Origin of the sequence: Pseudomonas sp. NFX5, from assembly GCF_049132125.1 — a bacterium.
In the GTDB taxonomy this organism is placed as follows: Bacteria; Pseudomonadota; Gammaproteobacteria; order Pseudomonadales; family Pseudomonadaceae; genus Aquipseudomonas; species Aquipseudomonas marginalis.
The window spans coordinates 133519-148599 of sequence record NZ_JAFMZG010000030.1 but is presented as its reverse complement, the minus strand read 5'-3'; the positions used below and the strand labels follow the sequence as shown (position 1 = coordinate 148599).

Sequence of the window (15081 nt, the reverse complement as noted above, 5' to 3'; positions counted from 1 at the left end):
CTCAGTCCTTGAAGAACTGATTGGCCTGGCTGAAGGGCATCGAGCGCTCGGTAAAGCTGAAGGTGCCCAGCTCATAGACTTCCTGGGCCGCTCGGTAGAACTCACCATAGGCCGCCAGTGCCATGGCCGAGCCCACGCTGATGCGCTTTACCCCCATCGCACTCAATTGCGCCACGCTGAGTTTCAGGCCGCCGGACATCAACACGTTCACCGGCTTTGGCGCCACGGCCTTGACCACCGCCAGCACGTCCTCGGCACTGCGCAGGCCCGGCGCATAAAGCACGTCGGCGCCGGCTTCGGCGTAGGCCTGCAAGCGGCGAATAGTGTCGGGCAGATCCAGGCGACCATGCAGGAGGTTTTCCGCGCGGGCCGTCAGTGTGAAGGGGAATGGCAAGCTGCGGGCAGCGGCGACGGCGGCTTCCACGCGTTCTACGGAAAGGTCGAAGGGATAGATCGGGTCGACGGCAACGCCGGTGGCATCTTCGATAGAGCCCCCCACGATACCGCTGGCCGCCGCCCGCAGGATGGTCTCGGCACAGCCATCAGGGGTATCGCTGAAGCCGTTTTCCAGGTCGGCCGCCACCGGCAGCGCGGTGGCCTTGGCAATCATGCTGGCATTGCCCAAGGTGTCTTCCAGGGACAACGCCCCTTCCGCGTCCGGGCGTCCCAGGCTGAACGCATAACCCGCACTGGTCGTGGCCAGGGCTTCAAAGCCAAGGCTGGCGAGCATCACCGCAGAGCCGGCGTCCCACGGGTTAGGCATCACGAAGGCACGGTCGCGCTCATGCAGGGCCTTGAAGGTTTCGGCGCGAAGGGTTTGGGCATCCATGACTGACTCCTGGCGGGAAAAGGAGCCCTAGAGTAACCCCAGTTGCTCGGCTTCGGGTTCCCGATGCAAGGTCGGCAGCGCCGGCAGGCCGGGCAGGCGCGCCATCAGCTGCGCGTGAAAACGCAGGGCCAGTTGCGCGGCAAGGCGATTATCCGAGGTGTGCAGGAACACGTAGGGTGTGCGGCCTTCTTCGATCCAACCCGCGACTTTTTCCACCCACGGCACCAGGAACGGGTCATTGGCCTCAAGCTCCGGATGGCCGATAAAACGCACTTGGGGAAACCGGGTCAGCGCGGCCGGACGGGGCGGCACCTTGGGCTTTTTCGATTGTGCGTGCAGTACCGCCGCCGAAGTCGACGTGCAACTGAACAACGCACGCGGGTCGAGGCAGATGCGCTCGACACCGCGATCACGCAACAAACGGTTGAGCATGCGCTCGGCATCGCCCTTGGCGAAGAACTCAGGGTGGCGTACTTCCACCGCCATCGGGCGTTCCAGGCCATCGATAAAACCGGCCAGTTCAGCCAGGCGTTGCGGCGAAAAACTCGCCGACAGTTGCAGCCACAGCGGCGAAACACGTTCACCGAGCGGGCTCATCAAACCGACAAAACTTTCCGCCGCCGGCAATTGCTCGCGCAAGTCGCCACCGTGACTGATGTCACCGGGGAATTTGGCAGTGAAGCGAAAATCGTCGGGCATGATGTCGGCCCAGCGCTGCACGGTAGCGGCCGAGGGGCGAGCGTAGAACGTGGTATTGCCTTCAACGGCGTTGAAGACCTGGGAATAAAGGGCAAGGTAATCGCCGGAGCGGGCGTCGGCTGGGTACAGGTACTCGCGCCAGGCGTTTTCACTCCAGGACGGGCAGCCGAGGTAGTAAGGCAGGCGCATCAGATGTGGATGTCGAGACCCAGCACTTCCATATCCCATTCGACAAATCCGGCGGTGGTCAGGTAGCTGGCCAGGGCGGTGGCAACGCTTTTGCTCATGGAGCGCGGGAAGACCATGTCTTGCTGACGGGCGGGAACGCCACTGATGCGGGCTTGTGAACTGGCCTGCGCATCGGATTGGACCTCAATGAAGTCCGGCGAATCCTCGACGGAGTCGTCCACCGTGGCGTTTGCCCTACGCGGCTTGCGCTTGATCGGGTACGACTGTGAGGAAAATCCATCTATACGCATAGGCGCGAACTCGCTATCAGTAATGGCATTTTGGCAGCACTGTCCGTCGCGCGCAAATGCTCTGGTGATAACTAGAACACATAATTTGAAAAAGGTTTAAAAACCCGGGCAAATTCTGACGATTGGCGACTTTTGCCTCAAATTGCCATCATTTTTGGCGTCAAATAATCCCTCTTTCCGCCTTGGTCTGCGCGACCTTATCGCGCAGGTAAACCGGTGCGGCCTGATCCGCAGGAATCGCCTCGCCACGTTCGAACGCGAAGCGCGCCAGGGTCAGCAGATCTTCGGCGTGAGGCAACAGGGTGGCGTCCTGGCCAGCGGGTTGAACACCGATGCGCTCGCCATACCCCCAGCCGGTACCGGCGCCGAACCAGTCACCGCTGGCATCGTCGGGCAATACCGCCGATTCCGGTGGCTGTACCGCTTCCACGCCGACAAGGCGCATTTCGCCAGCCGTTTCGCGGTAGCAAGCCCAATACACTTCGTCCATACGCGCATCGATCGCGGCCGCCACCTGCCGCGCGCCCTGTTCGCGCAAGGCACGCTGGGCCAGTACGGCAAGGTTGGAGACCGGCAGCACCGGGCATTCCAACGCAAAGGCCAGGCCCTGGACCACGCCAATGGCGATACGCACCCCGGTGAACGCCCCCGGGCCACGGCCGAAGGCGATGGCATCCACGGCCGACAGGGTGGTGCCCGCGTCTTCAAGCAGCTGCTTGATCATCGGCAACAGCTTCTGCGCGTGCAGGCGCGGGATCACCTCGTAGTGGCTTGTGACCTTGCCATCGTGCAGCAAGGCAACGGAGCAAGCTTCAGTCGCGGTGTCCAGGGCCAGCAGGGTGCTCATCGGTGTGGGTGTCCAAGTCGAAAAAAAGTGCGCCAGTATAAACAACAACGGCCCGCAAGCGGGCCGTTGTCTATCAAGCCGATAAAGGATCAGCTCAGTGCTTGCAGGACCTTGGCGGTGATGGCTTCCACCGAGCCGACGCCAGGGATATGGCTGTACTTCGGCTTGCCCTGGGCTGCGGACAGCTTCTGGTAGAAATCCACCAGCGGCTTGGTCTGGGAATGGTAGACCGACAGGCGATGACGCACGGTTTCTTCGGTGTCGTCCTTACGCTGCACCAGGTCTTCACCGGTGACATCGTCCTTGCCTTCAACTTTAGGCGGGTTGTAGACGGTGTGGTACACGCGGCCCGAGGCTTCGTGGACGCGACGACCGGCGATACGCTGGACGATTTCTTCATCTTCAACCGCGATTTCCACCACCGCGTCCAGCTCGACGCCGGCTTTCACCAGGGCTTCGGCCTGGGGAATGGTGCGTGGGAAACCGTCGAACAGGAAGCCGTTCTTGCAGTCTTCCTGGCTGATGCGTTCCTTGACCAGGTTGATGATCAGGTCATCGGAGACCAGGCCGCCGCTGTCCATCACGCTCTTGGCGATCAGGCCCAGCTCGGTGCCGGCCTTGACGGCAGCGCGCAGCATGTCGCCGGTGGAGATTTGTGGAATGCCGAATTTTTCAGTGATGAACTTTGCCTGAGTACCTTTACCGGCCCCGGGAGCTCCCAGCAGAATGACGCGCATCGATGTGCTCCTCAATTTTTTATAGAGATGACGCTCGGATTCGCCGCGTGGGGCCAATCTCGTAAAAATAATATAGGGCTCATGAAACTATGGGCCCAGGCCGCCCAAACGGCCAAAGGCTGATCAAGATACACAGCGGGCCCTAACCACACAAGCCGCCAAAAGTCGCAGGAACCCGCGCCACGCGTACGTCATAGGTAGGGTGTGCCTGAGTGCAACCCGCGCTGTAAACGCCGACCACCCCTTTCGGGGCGGCCGTCGTGGTTTCTGCGCAAGCCTTTGAGAACACGCAAAAAACCTCAGCCGGTGTTGCGCAGGCCGGCGGCAATACCGGCCACGGACACCAGCAGCGCCTGTTCCAGAGGGCTGTCCTGCGCGGCTTCCTGGCGACGCGAGCGCGCCAGCAACTCGGCCTGCAACAGGTGCAAGGGATCGAGGTAGGTGTTGCGCAGGCGGATAAACTCCAGGGTGTCAGGGCTATGGGCCAGCAGTTGCGACTGGCCGGTCAGGCCAAGCACCACGTCGCAGGCCTGCGACAATAGGTCGCGTAAGTGCGCCCCCAATGGCAACAGGTCCGGCTGCACCAGGCGCTCGTCATACAGGCGCGCAATATCGGCATCGGCCTTGGCCAGGACCATTTCCAGCATATCGATGCGGGTGCGGAAGAACGGCCACTGTTCGCGCATCTGTCCCAGCAGTTCACCTTCGCCGCGCTCCAGGGCCTTGCTCAACGCGGCCTCCCAACCCAGCCAGGCCGGCAGCATCAGGCGAGTCTGGGTCCAACCGAAGATCCACGGAATGGCGCGCAGGCTTTCTATACCACCGGCGCGACGCTTGGCCGGGCGACTGCCCAGAGGTAGCCGGCCCAGCTCCTGCTCCGGGGTGGACTGACGAAAATACTCGACGAATTGCGGATTTTCCCGCACCACCGCGCGATAAGCGCTGACGCCGTCGGCCGCCAATTCATCCATCAAATGGCGCCACGCCGGCTCCGGTGGCGGCGGTGGCAGCAATGTCGCTTCCAACACGGCGGCCAGATAGAGATTGAGGTTCTGTTCAGCAATGTCCGGCAAGCCGAATTTGAAGCGAATCATCTCGCCTTGTTCGGTGGTACGGAAACGCCCCGCCACCGAACCCGGCGGTTGCGACAGGATCGCCGCGTGGGCCGGGCCGCCGCCACGTCCGACGGTGCCGCCGCGACCGTGGAACAGCAGCAATTCCACCTGTTGCTCCCGGCAGATATCCACCAGCCGCTCCTGGGCCCGGTACTGCGCCCAGGCGGCGGCGGTGGTGCCGGCGTCCTTGGCCGAGTCGGAGTAGCCGATCATCACTTCCTGCGGGCCCTGCAAGCGCGCCCGGTAGCCTGGCAGCAGCAACAGTTGTTCGATCACGGGACCGGCGTTATCCAGGTCGGCCAGGGTTTCGAACAGGGGCACCACGCGCATCGGCCTTTGAACGCCCGACTCTTTAAGCAGCAGTTGCACCGCCAATACGTCCGACGCTGCACCGGCCATGGAGATGACATACGAGCCTAACGATGCGGCAGGCGCGGCGGCCACTTCCTTGCAGGTATTGAGCACTTCGGCCGTATCGGCCGATGGCTTGAAATAGCCCGGCAACAGCGGTCGACGGTTGGCCAGCTCCTTCATCAGGAAGCTGATGCGCATGTCTTCGTTCCAGTCCTCGTAACGGCCCAGGCCCAGGTAATCGGTGATTTCGGTCATCGCCGCCGAATGACGACTGGAATCCTGGCGCACATCCAGGCGCACCAGGAACAGGCCAAAGGTGACGGCCCGACGCAGGCAATCGAGCAACGGGCCGTCGGCGATCACGCCCATGCCGCACGCGTGCAGCGACTGGTAGCACAGCTCCAGTGGCTCGAGCAGGTCGCGGTTGTTCTGCAACACCTCGGCAGGCGCCGGCGTGCTGCTGCTCAACGCGGTATGGGCCCATTGGCGCGTGGCGCGCAGGCGTTCGCGCAGTTGCTTGAGCAGGGCACGATAGGGTTCGACGCTGTCGCCGACCTTGGCCTGCAACGCTGGGCTGGCCTGTTGCATCGACAGTTCGGAGGCCAGGTGGTCGATATCGCGCAGGTACAGGTCGGCCGCCATCCAGCGCGCCAGCAGCAACACCTCGCGGGTGACCGGCGCGGTGACATTCGGGTTGCCGTCACGGTCGCCGCCCATCCACGACGCAAAGCGGATCGGCGCGGCTTCCAGCGGCAAACGCAGGCCCGTCGCCGCGTGTAACGCCTGGTCGGCCTTGCGCAGGTAATTGGGGATGGCGTGCCACAACGAATGCTCGATCACCGCGAAGCCCCACTTGGCTTCATCCACGGGGGTGGGCCGGGTGCGGCGGATCTCTTCGGTGTGCCAGGCTTCGGCGATCAAGCGCTGCAGGCGCTGGCGGATCTGCTCGCGCTCAGCAGTGGTAAGGTCGCGGTGATCCTGCAGCGCCAGTTGCGCGGCGATGGCGTCGTATTTCTGGATCAGGGTGCGACGCGCCACTTCGGTGGGGTGGGCGGTGAGGACCAGTTCGATGTCCAGGCGTCCCAACTGGCGGGCCAGGGACTCATTGCTGTGGCCCTCGCCCTGCAGGCGCGCCAGCAACTCCGGCAATACGCGGGACTCGAACGGTGCCGGTTGCGACTCATCGCGCCGGTGAATCAACTGGTACTGCTCGGCGATATTGGCCAGGTTGAGGAACTGGTTGAAGGCCCGCGCCACCGGCAGCAGTTCGTCTTCCTGCAACTGATTGAGGCTGGCGCTCAGTTCATCACCCGCGGCTTTGTCCGGGGCGGCTCCGCGGCGGTCGGCCTTGGCGCCTTTGCGGATCTGTTCGATCTTGGCGAGAAAATCATCGCCGTACTGCTCTCGAATGGTGTTGCCCAACAGCTCACCCAGCAGGTGAACATCCTCACGCAAGCGTGCATCGATATCACTCATCAGCCAATCTCCAGCCAGAAATCCGGGACGCGCAGGTCTGTCAGAGTGCCGCCGGCATCGTTTTATGACAAGACTTTAAACCTTGTGACTTGCAGCTAGTCTCAAGTGTGAGCCGCCGCGTTTATCCACGCGCACGGCTGGTCACTCATCACCGCCCGCCACCGCAGGCTTTATTGAGGTTGCCATGAAAATTCGAGAACTGGCCCAGCATTGGGAAGAGAACGCCAAGGGTCGCCTGACCAAGACCGAGTACGCCATCCATCTGGATGTGGAGGCCGCTGCACGGCTGGCAGCCATCGCCGAGATGTACCCCAAGCGCCACACCGAAGAACTGCTCGGCGAGCTGATCGGCGCCGCCCTTGAGGAGCTGGAAGCCAGCTTTCCCTACATCAAGGGGCAACAGGTCATCGCCACCGATGAAGAGGGCGACCCGCTCTATGAGGACGTCGGGCCTACGCCGCGGTTCCTGACCTTGTCCCGTCGCTATCTGCATGATTTGTCTGCCAGTGCCGACGACCAAAAGCACTGACGGACTCGATTGACACCCATCTGAACCCCGTATTCCGGGCCTCTGTCGAGGCTCGGAGTACCCCTGCACGTGGCAAAAGTTCCAATTTTTTACCCTGACCAATCAGTCAGATATTTTTTTAGGCAAATCGCCATCTCTTCTGAACTTTTGAAAAAAGCCTCCGGTCACAGCCAGTAAGCCATCACTTGGAACGGCCGTTTGAAAGGGCCTGTCGCGCTTTACCGCCGCGCCCCAAGCCGTTCACCGACTGCGATGGATTTTGATGTTTTTAGGAGCTATCCAATGGAGTTGAAGACGATGAAGACCAGCACTGCCAAATCCACGTTTAACCACCTGCGCGGGCTTAAATTGGCCGCGCTGGCAATCGGCACCAGCTTCGTTTTGGCTGGCTGCGCCGGCAACCCGCCAACCGAGCAGTACGCGGTGACTCAGTCCGCGGTCAACAGCGCAGTGAGCGCCGGCGGCACCGAGTACGCAGCAGTTGAAATGAAATCGGCCCAGGACAAGCTCAAGCAAGCCGAAATCGCCATGCACGACAAGAACTATGACGAGGCGCGTCGCCTGGCCGAACAGGCTGAATGGGATGCTCGCGTTGCAGAGCGCAAGTCCCAGGCCGCCAAGGCCGAACAGGCTGTGAAGGATTCCCAGAAAGCTGTTCAGGAGCTGCGTCAGGAAGGTATGCGCCCGGCTGCTATCCAGCAGAAATAAAGCGCCGCGCCTGATTGCACTGCACCCGATATCGAATTGAAAGGACGACACGACTATGCGTAAACAATTGATGATCCCTGCCCTGCTGGCGATGAGCGTTGCCCTGGCGGCCTGCTCTACCCCGCCCAACGCGAACCTGGAAAACGCACGGACCAACTTCTCGTCCCTGCAAACCAACCCGCAAGCCACCAAGCTTGCCGCGCTGGAAACCAAGGACGCCAGCGATTGGCTGGACAAGGCTGACAAGGCCTACCGCGACAAGGAAGACCAGAAGAAGGTCGATCAACTGGCCTACCTGACCAACCAGCGCGTTGAAGTGGCCAAAGACACCATCGTGCTGCGCGAATCCGAAGCCAAGCTGAAAAACGCCGGCGACGAACGCGCCCGTGCCCTGCTCGAGGCCCGTGATGCGCAGATCAAGCAGCTGCAGGACAGCTTGAACGCCAAGCAAACCGAGCGCGGTACCCTGGTGACCTTTGGCGACGTGCTGTTTGCCACCAACAAGGCCGACCTGAAGTCCAGCGGCCTGGTCAACATCAATAAGCTGGCGCAGTTCCTTCAGGAAAACCCGGATCGCCAGGTGATCGTTGAAGGTTACACGGACAGCACAGGCAGCGATGCCTACAACCAGAGCCTGTCGGAGCGACGCGCCGCTTCGGTGCAGGTTGCGCTGATCAAGATGGGCGTTGACCCACGTCGCATCGTGACCACCGGCTATGGCAAGGAATACCCGGTTGCCGACAACAGCAGCGTCTCGGGCCGTGCCATGAACCGCCGCGTTGAAGTGACCATCTCCAACGATAACCAGCCGGTCAAGCCACGCTCGTCCGTCGCCAACTGATTGATTGATGCTGGATAAGAAAACCCACCTTATGGTGGGTTTTTTTTGGGCTCGCCGAATTGGACAGGACGGTTTGTGTCCTCCGCTGGCAGCTCAATCTTCGGGGCATGGGCATGTTTCGGCAAATGCTCCATCAGTTGCTTTTTCTGCTCCCGAGCCTGCTGCCGTTCCAGATCCTCATGGCACCTGACCATATCCCGCATGTTACGTAATGCAGGACTTTCAGGAGCTGCAGGATTCGCAGGAGTTGAAAAAATAGATATCGCCACTTTCTCGGCCCTGAACTGTGTAAGTTACACCGCTTTCTGTGGCGTCTTGCGCGATATGGTTCCAAATAAATCCCGCCCCCCTGTGGGCATTGAGCGGGCCGTGGCTAACCTGACCCCGGATACACAAAAACCCGCCTATGGCAGGCGGGTTTTTCAACGGGTGGGCAATCAGGGGTTGATCGAGCCTCCCCCCTGATAGTCGGGTTGCGGAATCTGGCCATTGCCCTTGCCACCATCTTCGCTGCCACTGTTCCCCATTAAAGACTGCTGCAATTTTGCCAACTTTTCCTGCATCCTCTTCAGTTCCTCCTCCAGTTCCTCAAGACTAGCTCCGCCCCCGCTTCCATTCCCGCCCTGAGAGCCTTGTGACTTCATTTGGTCAATTCTGTTTTGTAGGCTATTAATATCCCCCTTGAGATCTTGCTCGGGACTACCGCTCCCGCCGGCGCCATAGCTGCCCGTATTCACTGGAGACTGTGTTCCGCTGATGTTTGCCATAAATGTCGACTCCACAATAACTAACGAAAAGGACCGATCAGTCACACCGATCAGTCCATAGTCTGTGGCGGGCAAATAGAGATGGTTCCGGCCTGGGAAGACTCGGACCTGCACCAAGGGACGAATCCCCAGGCTGAGTGGCGTTTTCCCACGGACTCGACGCGCTGGCTTACTGCTGCAGTTGCGGGGTTTCCTGGCCCATGCAACGCACCGCCTGCTTCTTATTATTGACCAATACACCACTCAAGCCTTTTTGTTCGGTATCGAACATGACCAGCACGCCATCGACGCACTGTGCCACTTGAGCGGCCGGGGTCAGGGAGATCTTGTAGTCCTCGCCCGGCACGGTCTTGAGCATGGTGAAGTCGCTGAGCAGCAACGCATCCTCAGGCTTGGCGAAGTGCAAATAGCCGTAGTACCACAGGCAGCCGACGGTGCCGATGATGGTGCCGATGCCGGTGAGGATCAGCGGGATCATGTTGCGTTCTTCGCTCATTGCGGGCTCTCTGATGGATCAACTTTAGGAATGGGGTAATTCGGAATCTCGCCCAGGCGGCGCAGGCCGTTGAAGTGCTGCGGGTCGTCCAGATAGCGCAGCATCACGGTTTGCCAAGTCTTGTCGGCAAAGGTCTGCACATGGCCGCCGCGGGTCAACTGCAATACCCGTGGCGGTGGCGCGGCCTGATACAGGCGGATACCGTTGGCCACGGGCACGATCGGGTCATCCAGACTGTGGAACAGCAATTTCGGCACGCCGGTCAGTTGCGGCATGGCGTTGATCGCGCTGTCGGCGTCAGGCACCAGCCAAGACAAGGGCACCTGGAAGGGCCATGTTAACCAGGAGGTGCTCAGGGCGAATTGTCCTACGTCACGATAACTGGCCGGCACGCCGTCCAGTACCAAGGCCTTGAGTTGGACTTGACGCTGCGGGTGTTCCGCCAGGTAATGCACCGCCAGCGCACCGCCGAGGCTTTGACCGAGGACGATCAACGGCTGGCCCTGGGTTTCGGGCGCCTGGTCGAGCCAGTTGAACGCCGCGTCCACATCCTGATAAATCGCCGGCAGTGAGGGCTTGCCTGCCGACAGCCCATAACCGCGATAGTCCAGCAGCAGTACCTGGTAGCCCTGCTCCGGCAACCACCAGCTGCCGCCCAGGTGCCAGGCCAGGTTACCGCCGTTGCCGTGCAGGTGCAGCACCGTCCCTTTGACGGGTACTCCGGCCTTGGCCGGCAGCCACCACGCGTGCAGCTTTACGCCGTCGGCGGTGGTGAGGGTGACATCGCGGTATTGCAAGTGCGCTTTTTCGGGCGTGAATGGCAGGCCGGGTTCGGGGTAGAACAGCAGGGAGCTGCAACCGTTCAATGTGAGTAGCAGGCACAGAATGCCGAGGATTCTCATCCGTTGAAGCCTCGTGAATAACAGCGTTTAAAGGATATTGGAGTAATCCGCCTCGATCCGGTCCAGGCTCAAGTGGTTGAGGAAGTTGGAGAAACACATCCACGCCGCCAGTGCATTCATGTCGCGGAACTGTTCAGGCAGGTACTTGGGCGGCACCACCAGGCCTTCGTCCACCAGTTGGCGCAAGGTGCGCATGTCTTCCAGGGTGGTCTTGCCGCAGAACAGCAGCGGCACTTGCTCCAGCTTGCCTTTGCGCACAGCCAGCTGGATGTAGTTGTAGACCATGATAAAGCCCTTGAGGTAGGACAGGTCCTTGGTAAACGGCAAGCCGTTCGGCACCGAGCCACGGAATACCCGGCTGGCGTTGCCATAGCTTTCGGCCATTTCAAAGCCTTGCTCGCGGAAGAACTCGAACACCTGCAGGAAGTCGGCACCCTCTTCCACCATGTGGATCGCCCGGGTGCGGTTGGTCAGCTTGCGCAAGCGGCTCGGGTAGGAGGCGAACGTAATGATCTCCATGAGGATCGCCAGGCCTTCCTGGGTCACGGTGGACGACGGCGGGCCCTTGGACAGGAAGGTGCAGATCGGCTGGTTCTGGCCGTTGAGCGTGGTACCGACATGCACCAGGCCTTCGTGGACTTCCAGCGCACGCACGTCGCGGTCGTTGAACATCGCGTCGGCGCGGATCTTGATGTAGTCGGCGCCCGCTGCGGCATCGGCAACGATGCCGTCGGACTCGAACACGCGGATGGTCTCTTCGGCTTCGCCAAATACCTTGTTCAGGCGGGTTTGCAGCAGGGCCACGGCGTCCTTGGCGGTCAGGGTCTTGGCTTCGTCCTTGAGGTCGCCACGGCCGTCGATATTGTTCAGGTAGTCGGAGAGCATCAGGCCCAGGTCAGCCAGGGTCGGGTCGCCGGCGTGGAAGGCGTCGGAAGCGGCGCCGTACAGCTCCTGGGAAATCAGGCCGAAGTCCTCGGTGCCGCGGGCTTCGAGCATGCGCACCACCATGCGGTATTCGCGGCACATGCGGCGCATGATCTGCCCCACCGGGCTGAACTGGCCGAGGCGGCGAGTGATGTCGCGTTCGATGTTCTGGAATTCCAGCTTTACCGCACTGGAGTCGAACGATAGCGGTCGGTTCAGGTAGTAGTCGCGATCCACGGCGGGCATGGCCTTGCCCTTGGCCTTGAGAAATCCCTGGCGAATGTTGTCGTCCCACTTCACAGCGTCGAGGACGCGAATCGGTGTTTGCGCCAGCACAATGCGATCGGACAAGCTGCGTATCGTCTGCTGGTAATCGTCCACCCGGTGCTTCCTCTCTAAACGTTATTTGCCCGCACGCTGGTAGCGCACGGCTTCAACGAACACATCGGCATTGGCCGGGTCATCCAGGTAGGCAAACACCTGGCTCATGGAACTGTCGACCCGTACGCCGGCGCCTTCGACGGTCTCCACGCTGCTGCCCTGCAGCACCTGTTGCCCGATGGCCTGATGAATCTGTTCGAGGTCGAGGTTATAGACCACCAATTCGTGCTTATCGTCGAACTCGAACCCCGCCAGGAAGTAATGCCCTCCGAACCGGGCCGGCAACGGTGCCGACAGGTACCAGCGGTTGCCATGACGCGAAACGGTAAACAGGTACTCATCACGCTGGGCCGGCGTGGCTTTAGGGTAGCTCACTGCCTTGTAGCGGTGCTCACCGGCACGGCTGATGCGCAGATTGAGCGGTTCGCCCCAGGCATTCCTGCTGGTCCAATGGCCCAGCAACTCATCCGGCGCCGCCTCATGGGCGGGCAACGGGTCCTTGAACGTGACCAGGCAACCGCTGAGCAACAGGAACGACAAGGCGATTACCGCCACACGCCAGGTTTTCATTGGACTCCCCCGGTGTCAGACCGAGGCCAACACCAAATGCATGTAACGCTTGAGGATCTCAAGCATCTCTTCACCGGTCAGAGGCTCTGCGCCGCCCAGCAGGCCCTGATATTCCATCCGACTGATAATCGCCGTCAACACCTTGGCGTCCTGTTGCGGCTCGCGGGAGCCCAATACCTGGAAAAACTGTCCCGTGCCCTGCAACAGGATCTGCTGGTGGGACCGCACCAGCTCGGCCAGGCGCGGGTTGAGCAAGGCTTCCTGGCGAAAGGCCTGTTCGGCCATCAAATGTTCGCGGCGGTTGGTCAGTTGGCGCAGCACATAGTCGGCGGTCAGCCGCGCAATGTCATCGGCCAGTTGCGAGCGCGATTCCGGGCTGCCATCGCCATAGGCAACCATCTCACGCAGCAGGCCTTCGTTACGCACCCATAGCTTGCCCATGAAGGCGGCGCTGCGTTCAACATACTGGGCGAAGGTATCGGTGAGCAGGTCATCGATGTCCTTGAAGTAATAGGTAGTGGCTGACAACGGCACACCGGCCTCGGCCGCCACGGCCCGATGGCGCACGGCGCGCACGCCATCGCGCACCACAATGCGCATGGCTGCATCGAGAATGTCTTGCCTGCGTTGCTCGCTGCCCCGACGGCTGGCCTTACGGCCCTGGTACTGGACGCTTTCAGCCACGGCAGCGGCAATGCCGGCGGCACCTTCTTGAGCGGTTACGCGGTTCACGACACACATCCTTGAATAGATCAAAACCTGGCGCTGTTTGCTTGACGCTTAAAAACGCCACATAAAAAAGCCGCCTTATAAAAGGCGGCTTCGGATTTCGCTACATTTACGCTTGTGGCCGCATGTGCGGGAACAAGATCACATCGCGGATCGACGGCGAGTTGGTCAACAACATCACCAGGCGGTCGATGCCGATACCTTCACCGGCCGTTGGCGGCATGCCGTATTCCAGGGCACGTACGAAGTCGGCGTCGTAATGCATGGCTTCGTCATCGCCGGCGTCCTTGTCGGCCACCTGGGCCATGAAGCGCTCGGCCTGGTCTTCGGCATCGTTAAGCTCGGAGTAGGCGTTGGCGATTTCGCGGCCGCCGATGAACAGCTCGAAACGGTCGGTGACGTTCGGGTTGTCGTCGTTGCGACGGGCCAGCGGCGACACTTCGAACGGGTACTGGGTAATGAAGTGCGGCTGTTCCAGCTTGTGCTCCACCAGCTCTTCGAAAATCATCACCTGCAGTTTGCCCAGGCCTTCGAAGCCGAGCACCTTGGCACCGGCTTTCTTGGCGATGGCGCGGGCCTTGTCGATGTCGTTGAGGTCGTCGGCGGTCAGCTCAGGGTTGTACTTGAGGATCGAGTCGAACACCGACAGACGCACGAACGGCTCGCCGAAGTGGAACACCTTGTCGCCGTACGGCACGTCGGTGCTGCCCAGGACCAGTTGCGCCAGCTCGCGGAACAGTTCTTCGGTGAGGTCCATGTTGTCTTCGTAGTCGGCGTACGCCTGGTAGAACTCCAACATGGTGAATTCCGGGTTGTGCCGGGTCGAGACGCCTTCGTTACGGAAGTTGCGGTTGATCTCGAACACTTTCTCGAAGCCACCGACCACAAGACGCTTGAGGTACAACTCAGGCGCGATACGCAGGAACATTTCCATGTCCAGTGCGTTGTGGTGGGTTTCGAACGGCTTGGCTGCGGCGCCCCCCGGGATGGTCTGCAGCATCGGGGTTTCCACTTCCAGGAAGTCACGCTGCATCAGGAAGCTACGGATGTGCGCGATGACCTGCGAACGCACGCGGAAGGTCTGGCGCACGTCTTCGTTGACGATCAGGTCAACGTAGCGCTGGCGGTAACGTTGCTCGGTGTCGGTCAGGCCGTGGTGCTTGTCCGGCAACGGGCGCAGGGACTTGGTCAGCAGGCGCACGCTGGTCATTTCCACGTACAGGTCACCCTTGCCGGAACGGGCCAGGGTGCCTTCGGCGGCGATGATGTCGCCCATGTCCCAGGTTTTCACCGAGGCCAGGGTTTCTTCGGACAGGGTCTTGCGGTTGACGTAGACCTGGATACGCCCGGTCATGTCCTGGATCACCATGAACGAGCCACGGTTGAGCATGATGCGACCTGCCACCTTGACCGGGATCGCCGCTTCAGCCAGCTCTTCCTTGGTCTTGTCCGCGTACTGCTTCTGCAAGGCATCGCAGTAGTTGTCGCGACGGAAGTCGTTGGGGAAGGCATTGCCCTTGGCGCGCTCGGCAGCCAGCTTTTCCTTGCGCAGGGCGATCAGGGAGTTTTCTTCCTGTTGCAGGGCTTGCGGGTCGAGTTGTTGGTCGCTCATGTCTTTAAATTTTCCATCAGGTTCGTGGTCCCCGGCCTGCGGCCGGGGATCGCCGGCAAGGACTGGGCGTCCCTCCGGTTCCTACA

General features: G+C 61.0%; 16 protein-coding genes. 3 read left to right on the top strand and 13 right to left on the bottom strand.

What is annotated here, in order from left to right; all coding sequences use genetic code 11:
• Position 1 precedes the first annotated feature (1 nt).
• The 6 genes from J1N02_RS20150 to ppc form a co-directional block, all read right to left on the bottom strand.
• Positions 2 to 829, bottom strand: a complete 828-nt coding sequence (locus J1N02_RS20150) for an isocitrate lyase/PEP mutase family protein (protein WP_092356430.1) — start codon at positions 827 to 829, stop codon at positions 2 to 4.
• A gap of 27 nt (positions 830 to 856) precedes the next feature.
• Positions 857 to 1717: a DUF72 domain-containing protein gene (locus J1N02_RS20145; protein ID WP_027604505.1), complete on the bottom strand. Its 861-nt coding sequence runs from the start codon at positions 1715 to 1717 to the stop codon at positions 857 to 859.
• The gene (locus tag J1N02_RS20140; RefSeq protein WP_027604506.1) at positions 1717 to 2007 is read right to left on the bottom strand and encodes a hypothetical protein; all 291 of its coding nucleotides are present in this window, start codon (positions 2005 to 2007) and stop codon (positions 1717 to 1719) included. Before J1N02_RS20140 ends, J1N02_RS20145 begins: the two co-directional genes overlap by 1 nt.
• 160 nt (positions 2008 to 2167) lie before the next feature.
• A complete protein-coding gene (gene tsaB / locus J1N02_RS20135) occupies positions 2168 to 2854 on the bottom strand; it encodes a tRNA (adenosine(37)-N6)-threonylcarbamoyltransferase complex dimerization subunit type 1 TsaB (protein WP_027604507.1) in 687 nt (228 codons plus the stop codon).
• A gap of 89 nt (positions 2855 to 2943) precedes the next feature.
• On the bottom strand, positions 2944 to 3591 hold the full coding sequence (adk, locus tag J1N02_RS20130; protein WP_010212617.1) for an adenylate kinase: 648 nt from the start codon (positions 3589 to 3591) through the stop codon (positions 2944 to 2946).
• A gap of 299 nt (positions 3592 to 3890) precedes the next feature.
• A complete protein-coding gene (gene ppc, locus J1N02_RS20125; RefSeq protein ID WP_027604508.1) occupies positions 3891 to 6536 on the bottom strand; it encodes a phosphoenolpyruvate carboxylase in 2646 nt (881 codons plus the stop codon).
• 184 nt (positions 6537 to 6720) lie between these two features.
• On the opposite strand from ppc, the gene J1N02_RS20120 reads away from it, so the two are divergent.
• The 3 genes from J1N02_RS20120 to J1N02_RS20110 all read left to right on the top strand — a co-directional run bounded on the left by J1N02_RS20120 (position 6721) and on the right by J1N02_RS20110 (position 8614).
• A complete protein-coding gene (locus J1N02_RS20120) occupies positions 6721 to 7065 on the top strand; it encodes a hypothetical protein (RefSeq protein WP_027604509.1) in 345 nt (114 codons plus the stop codon).
• A gap of 297 nt (positions 7066 to 7362) precedes the next feature.
• A complete protein-coding gene (locus J1N02_RS20115; RefSeq protein ID WP_169899499.1) occupies positions 7363 to 7773 on the top strand; it encodes a DUF4398 domain-containing protein in 411 nt (136 codons plus the stop codon).
• Positions 7774 to 7828: 55 nt separating this feature from the next.
• On the top strand, positions 7829 to 8614 hold the full coding sequence (locus J1N02_RS20110; RefSeq protein ID WP_098480282.1) for an OmpA family protein: 786 nt from the start codon (positions 7829 to 7831) through the stop codon (positions 8612 to 8614).
• Positions 8615 to 9051: 437 nt separating this feature from the next.
• Here the strand turns inward: J1N02_RS20110 and J1N02_RS20105 are convergent, their stop codons facing one another.
• The 7 genes from J1N02_RS20105 to lysS form a co-directional block, all read right to left on the bottom strand.
• Positions 9052 to 9381, bottom strand: a complete 330-nt coding sequence (locus tag J1N02_RS20105; protein ID WP_043293396.1) for a hypothetical protein — start codon at positions 9379 to 9381, stop codon at positions 9052 to 9054.
• A gap of 169 nt (positions 9382 to 9550) precedes the next feature.
• Complete coding sequence (locus J1N02_RS20100) at positions 9551 to 9877, bottom strand: hypothetical protein (protein WP_003172217.1); 327 nt, start codon at positions 9875 to 9877, stop codon at positions 9551 to 9553.
• Complete coding sequence (locus J1N02_RS20095; protein WP_027604512.1) at positions 9874 to 10779, bottom strand: alpha/beta hydrolase; 906 nt, start codon at positions 10777 to 10779, stop codon at positions 9874 to 9876. Before J1N02_RS20095 ends, J1N02_RS20100 begins: the two co-directional genes overlap by 4 nt.
• 27 nt (positions 10780 to 10806) lie before the next feature.
• The gene (locus tag J1N02_RS20090) at positions 10807 to 12084 is read right to left on the bottom strand and encodes a flavohemoglobin expression-modulating QEGLA motif protein (protein WP_027604513.1); all 1278 of its coding nucleotides are present in this window, start codon (positions 12082 to 12084) and stop codon (positions 10807 to 10809) included.
• 21 nt (positions 12085 to 12105) lie between these two features.
• Positions 12106 to 12654: a hypothetical protein gene (locus tag J1N02_RS20085; protein WP_092356418.1), complete on the bottom strand. Its 549-nt coding sequence runs from the start codon at positions 12652 to 12654 to the stop codon at positions 12106 to 12108.
• Positions 12655 to 12669: 15 nt separating this feature from the next.
• On the bottom strand, positions 12670 to 13386 hold the full coding sequence (locus J1N02_RS20080; protein WP_027604515.1) for a TetR/AcrR family transcriptional regulator: 717 nt from the start codon (positions 13384 to 13386) through the stop codon (positions 12670 to 12672).
• Positions 13387 to 13492: 106 nt separating this feature from the next.
• Positions 13493 to 14995: a lysine--tRNA ligase gene (lysS, locus tag J1N02_RS20075; RefSeq protein WP_046071251.1), complete on the bottom strand. Its 1503-nt coding sequence runs from the start codon at positions 14993 to 14995 to the stop codon at positions 13493 to 13495.
• Positions 14996 to 15081 lie beyond the last annotated feature (86 nt).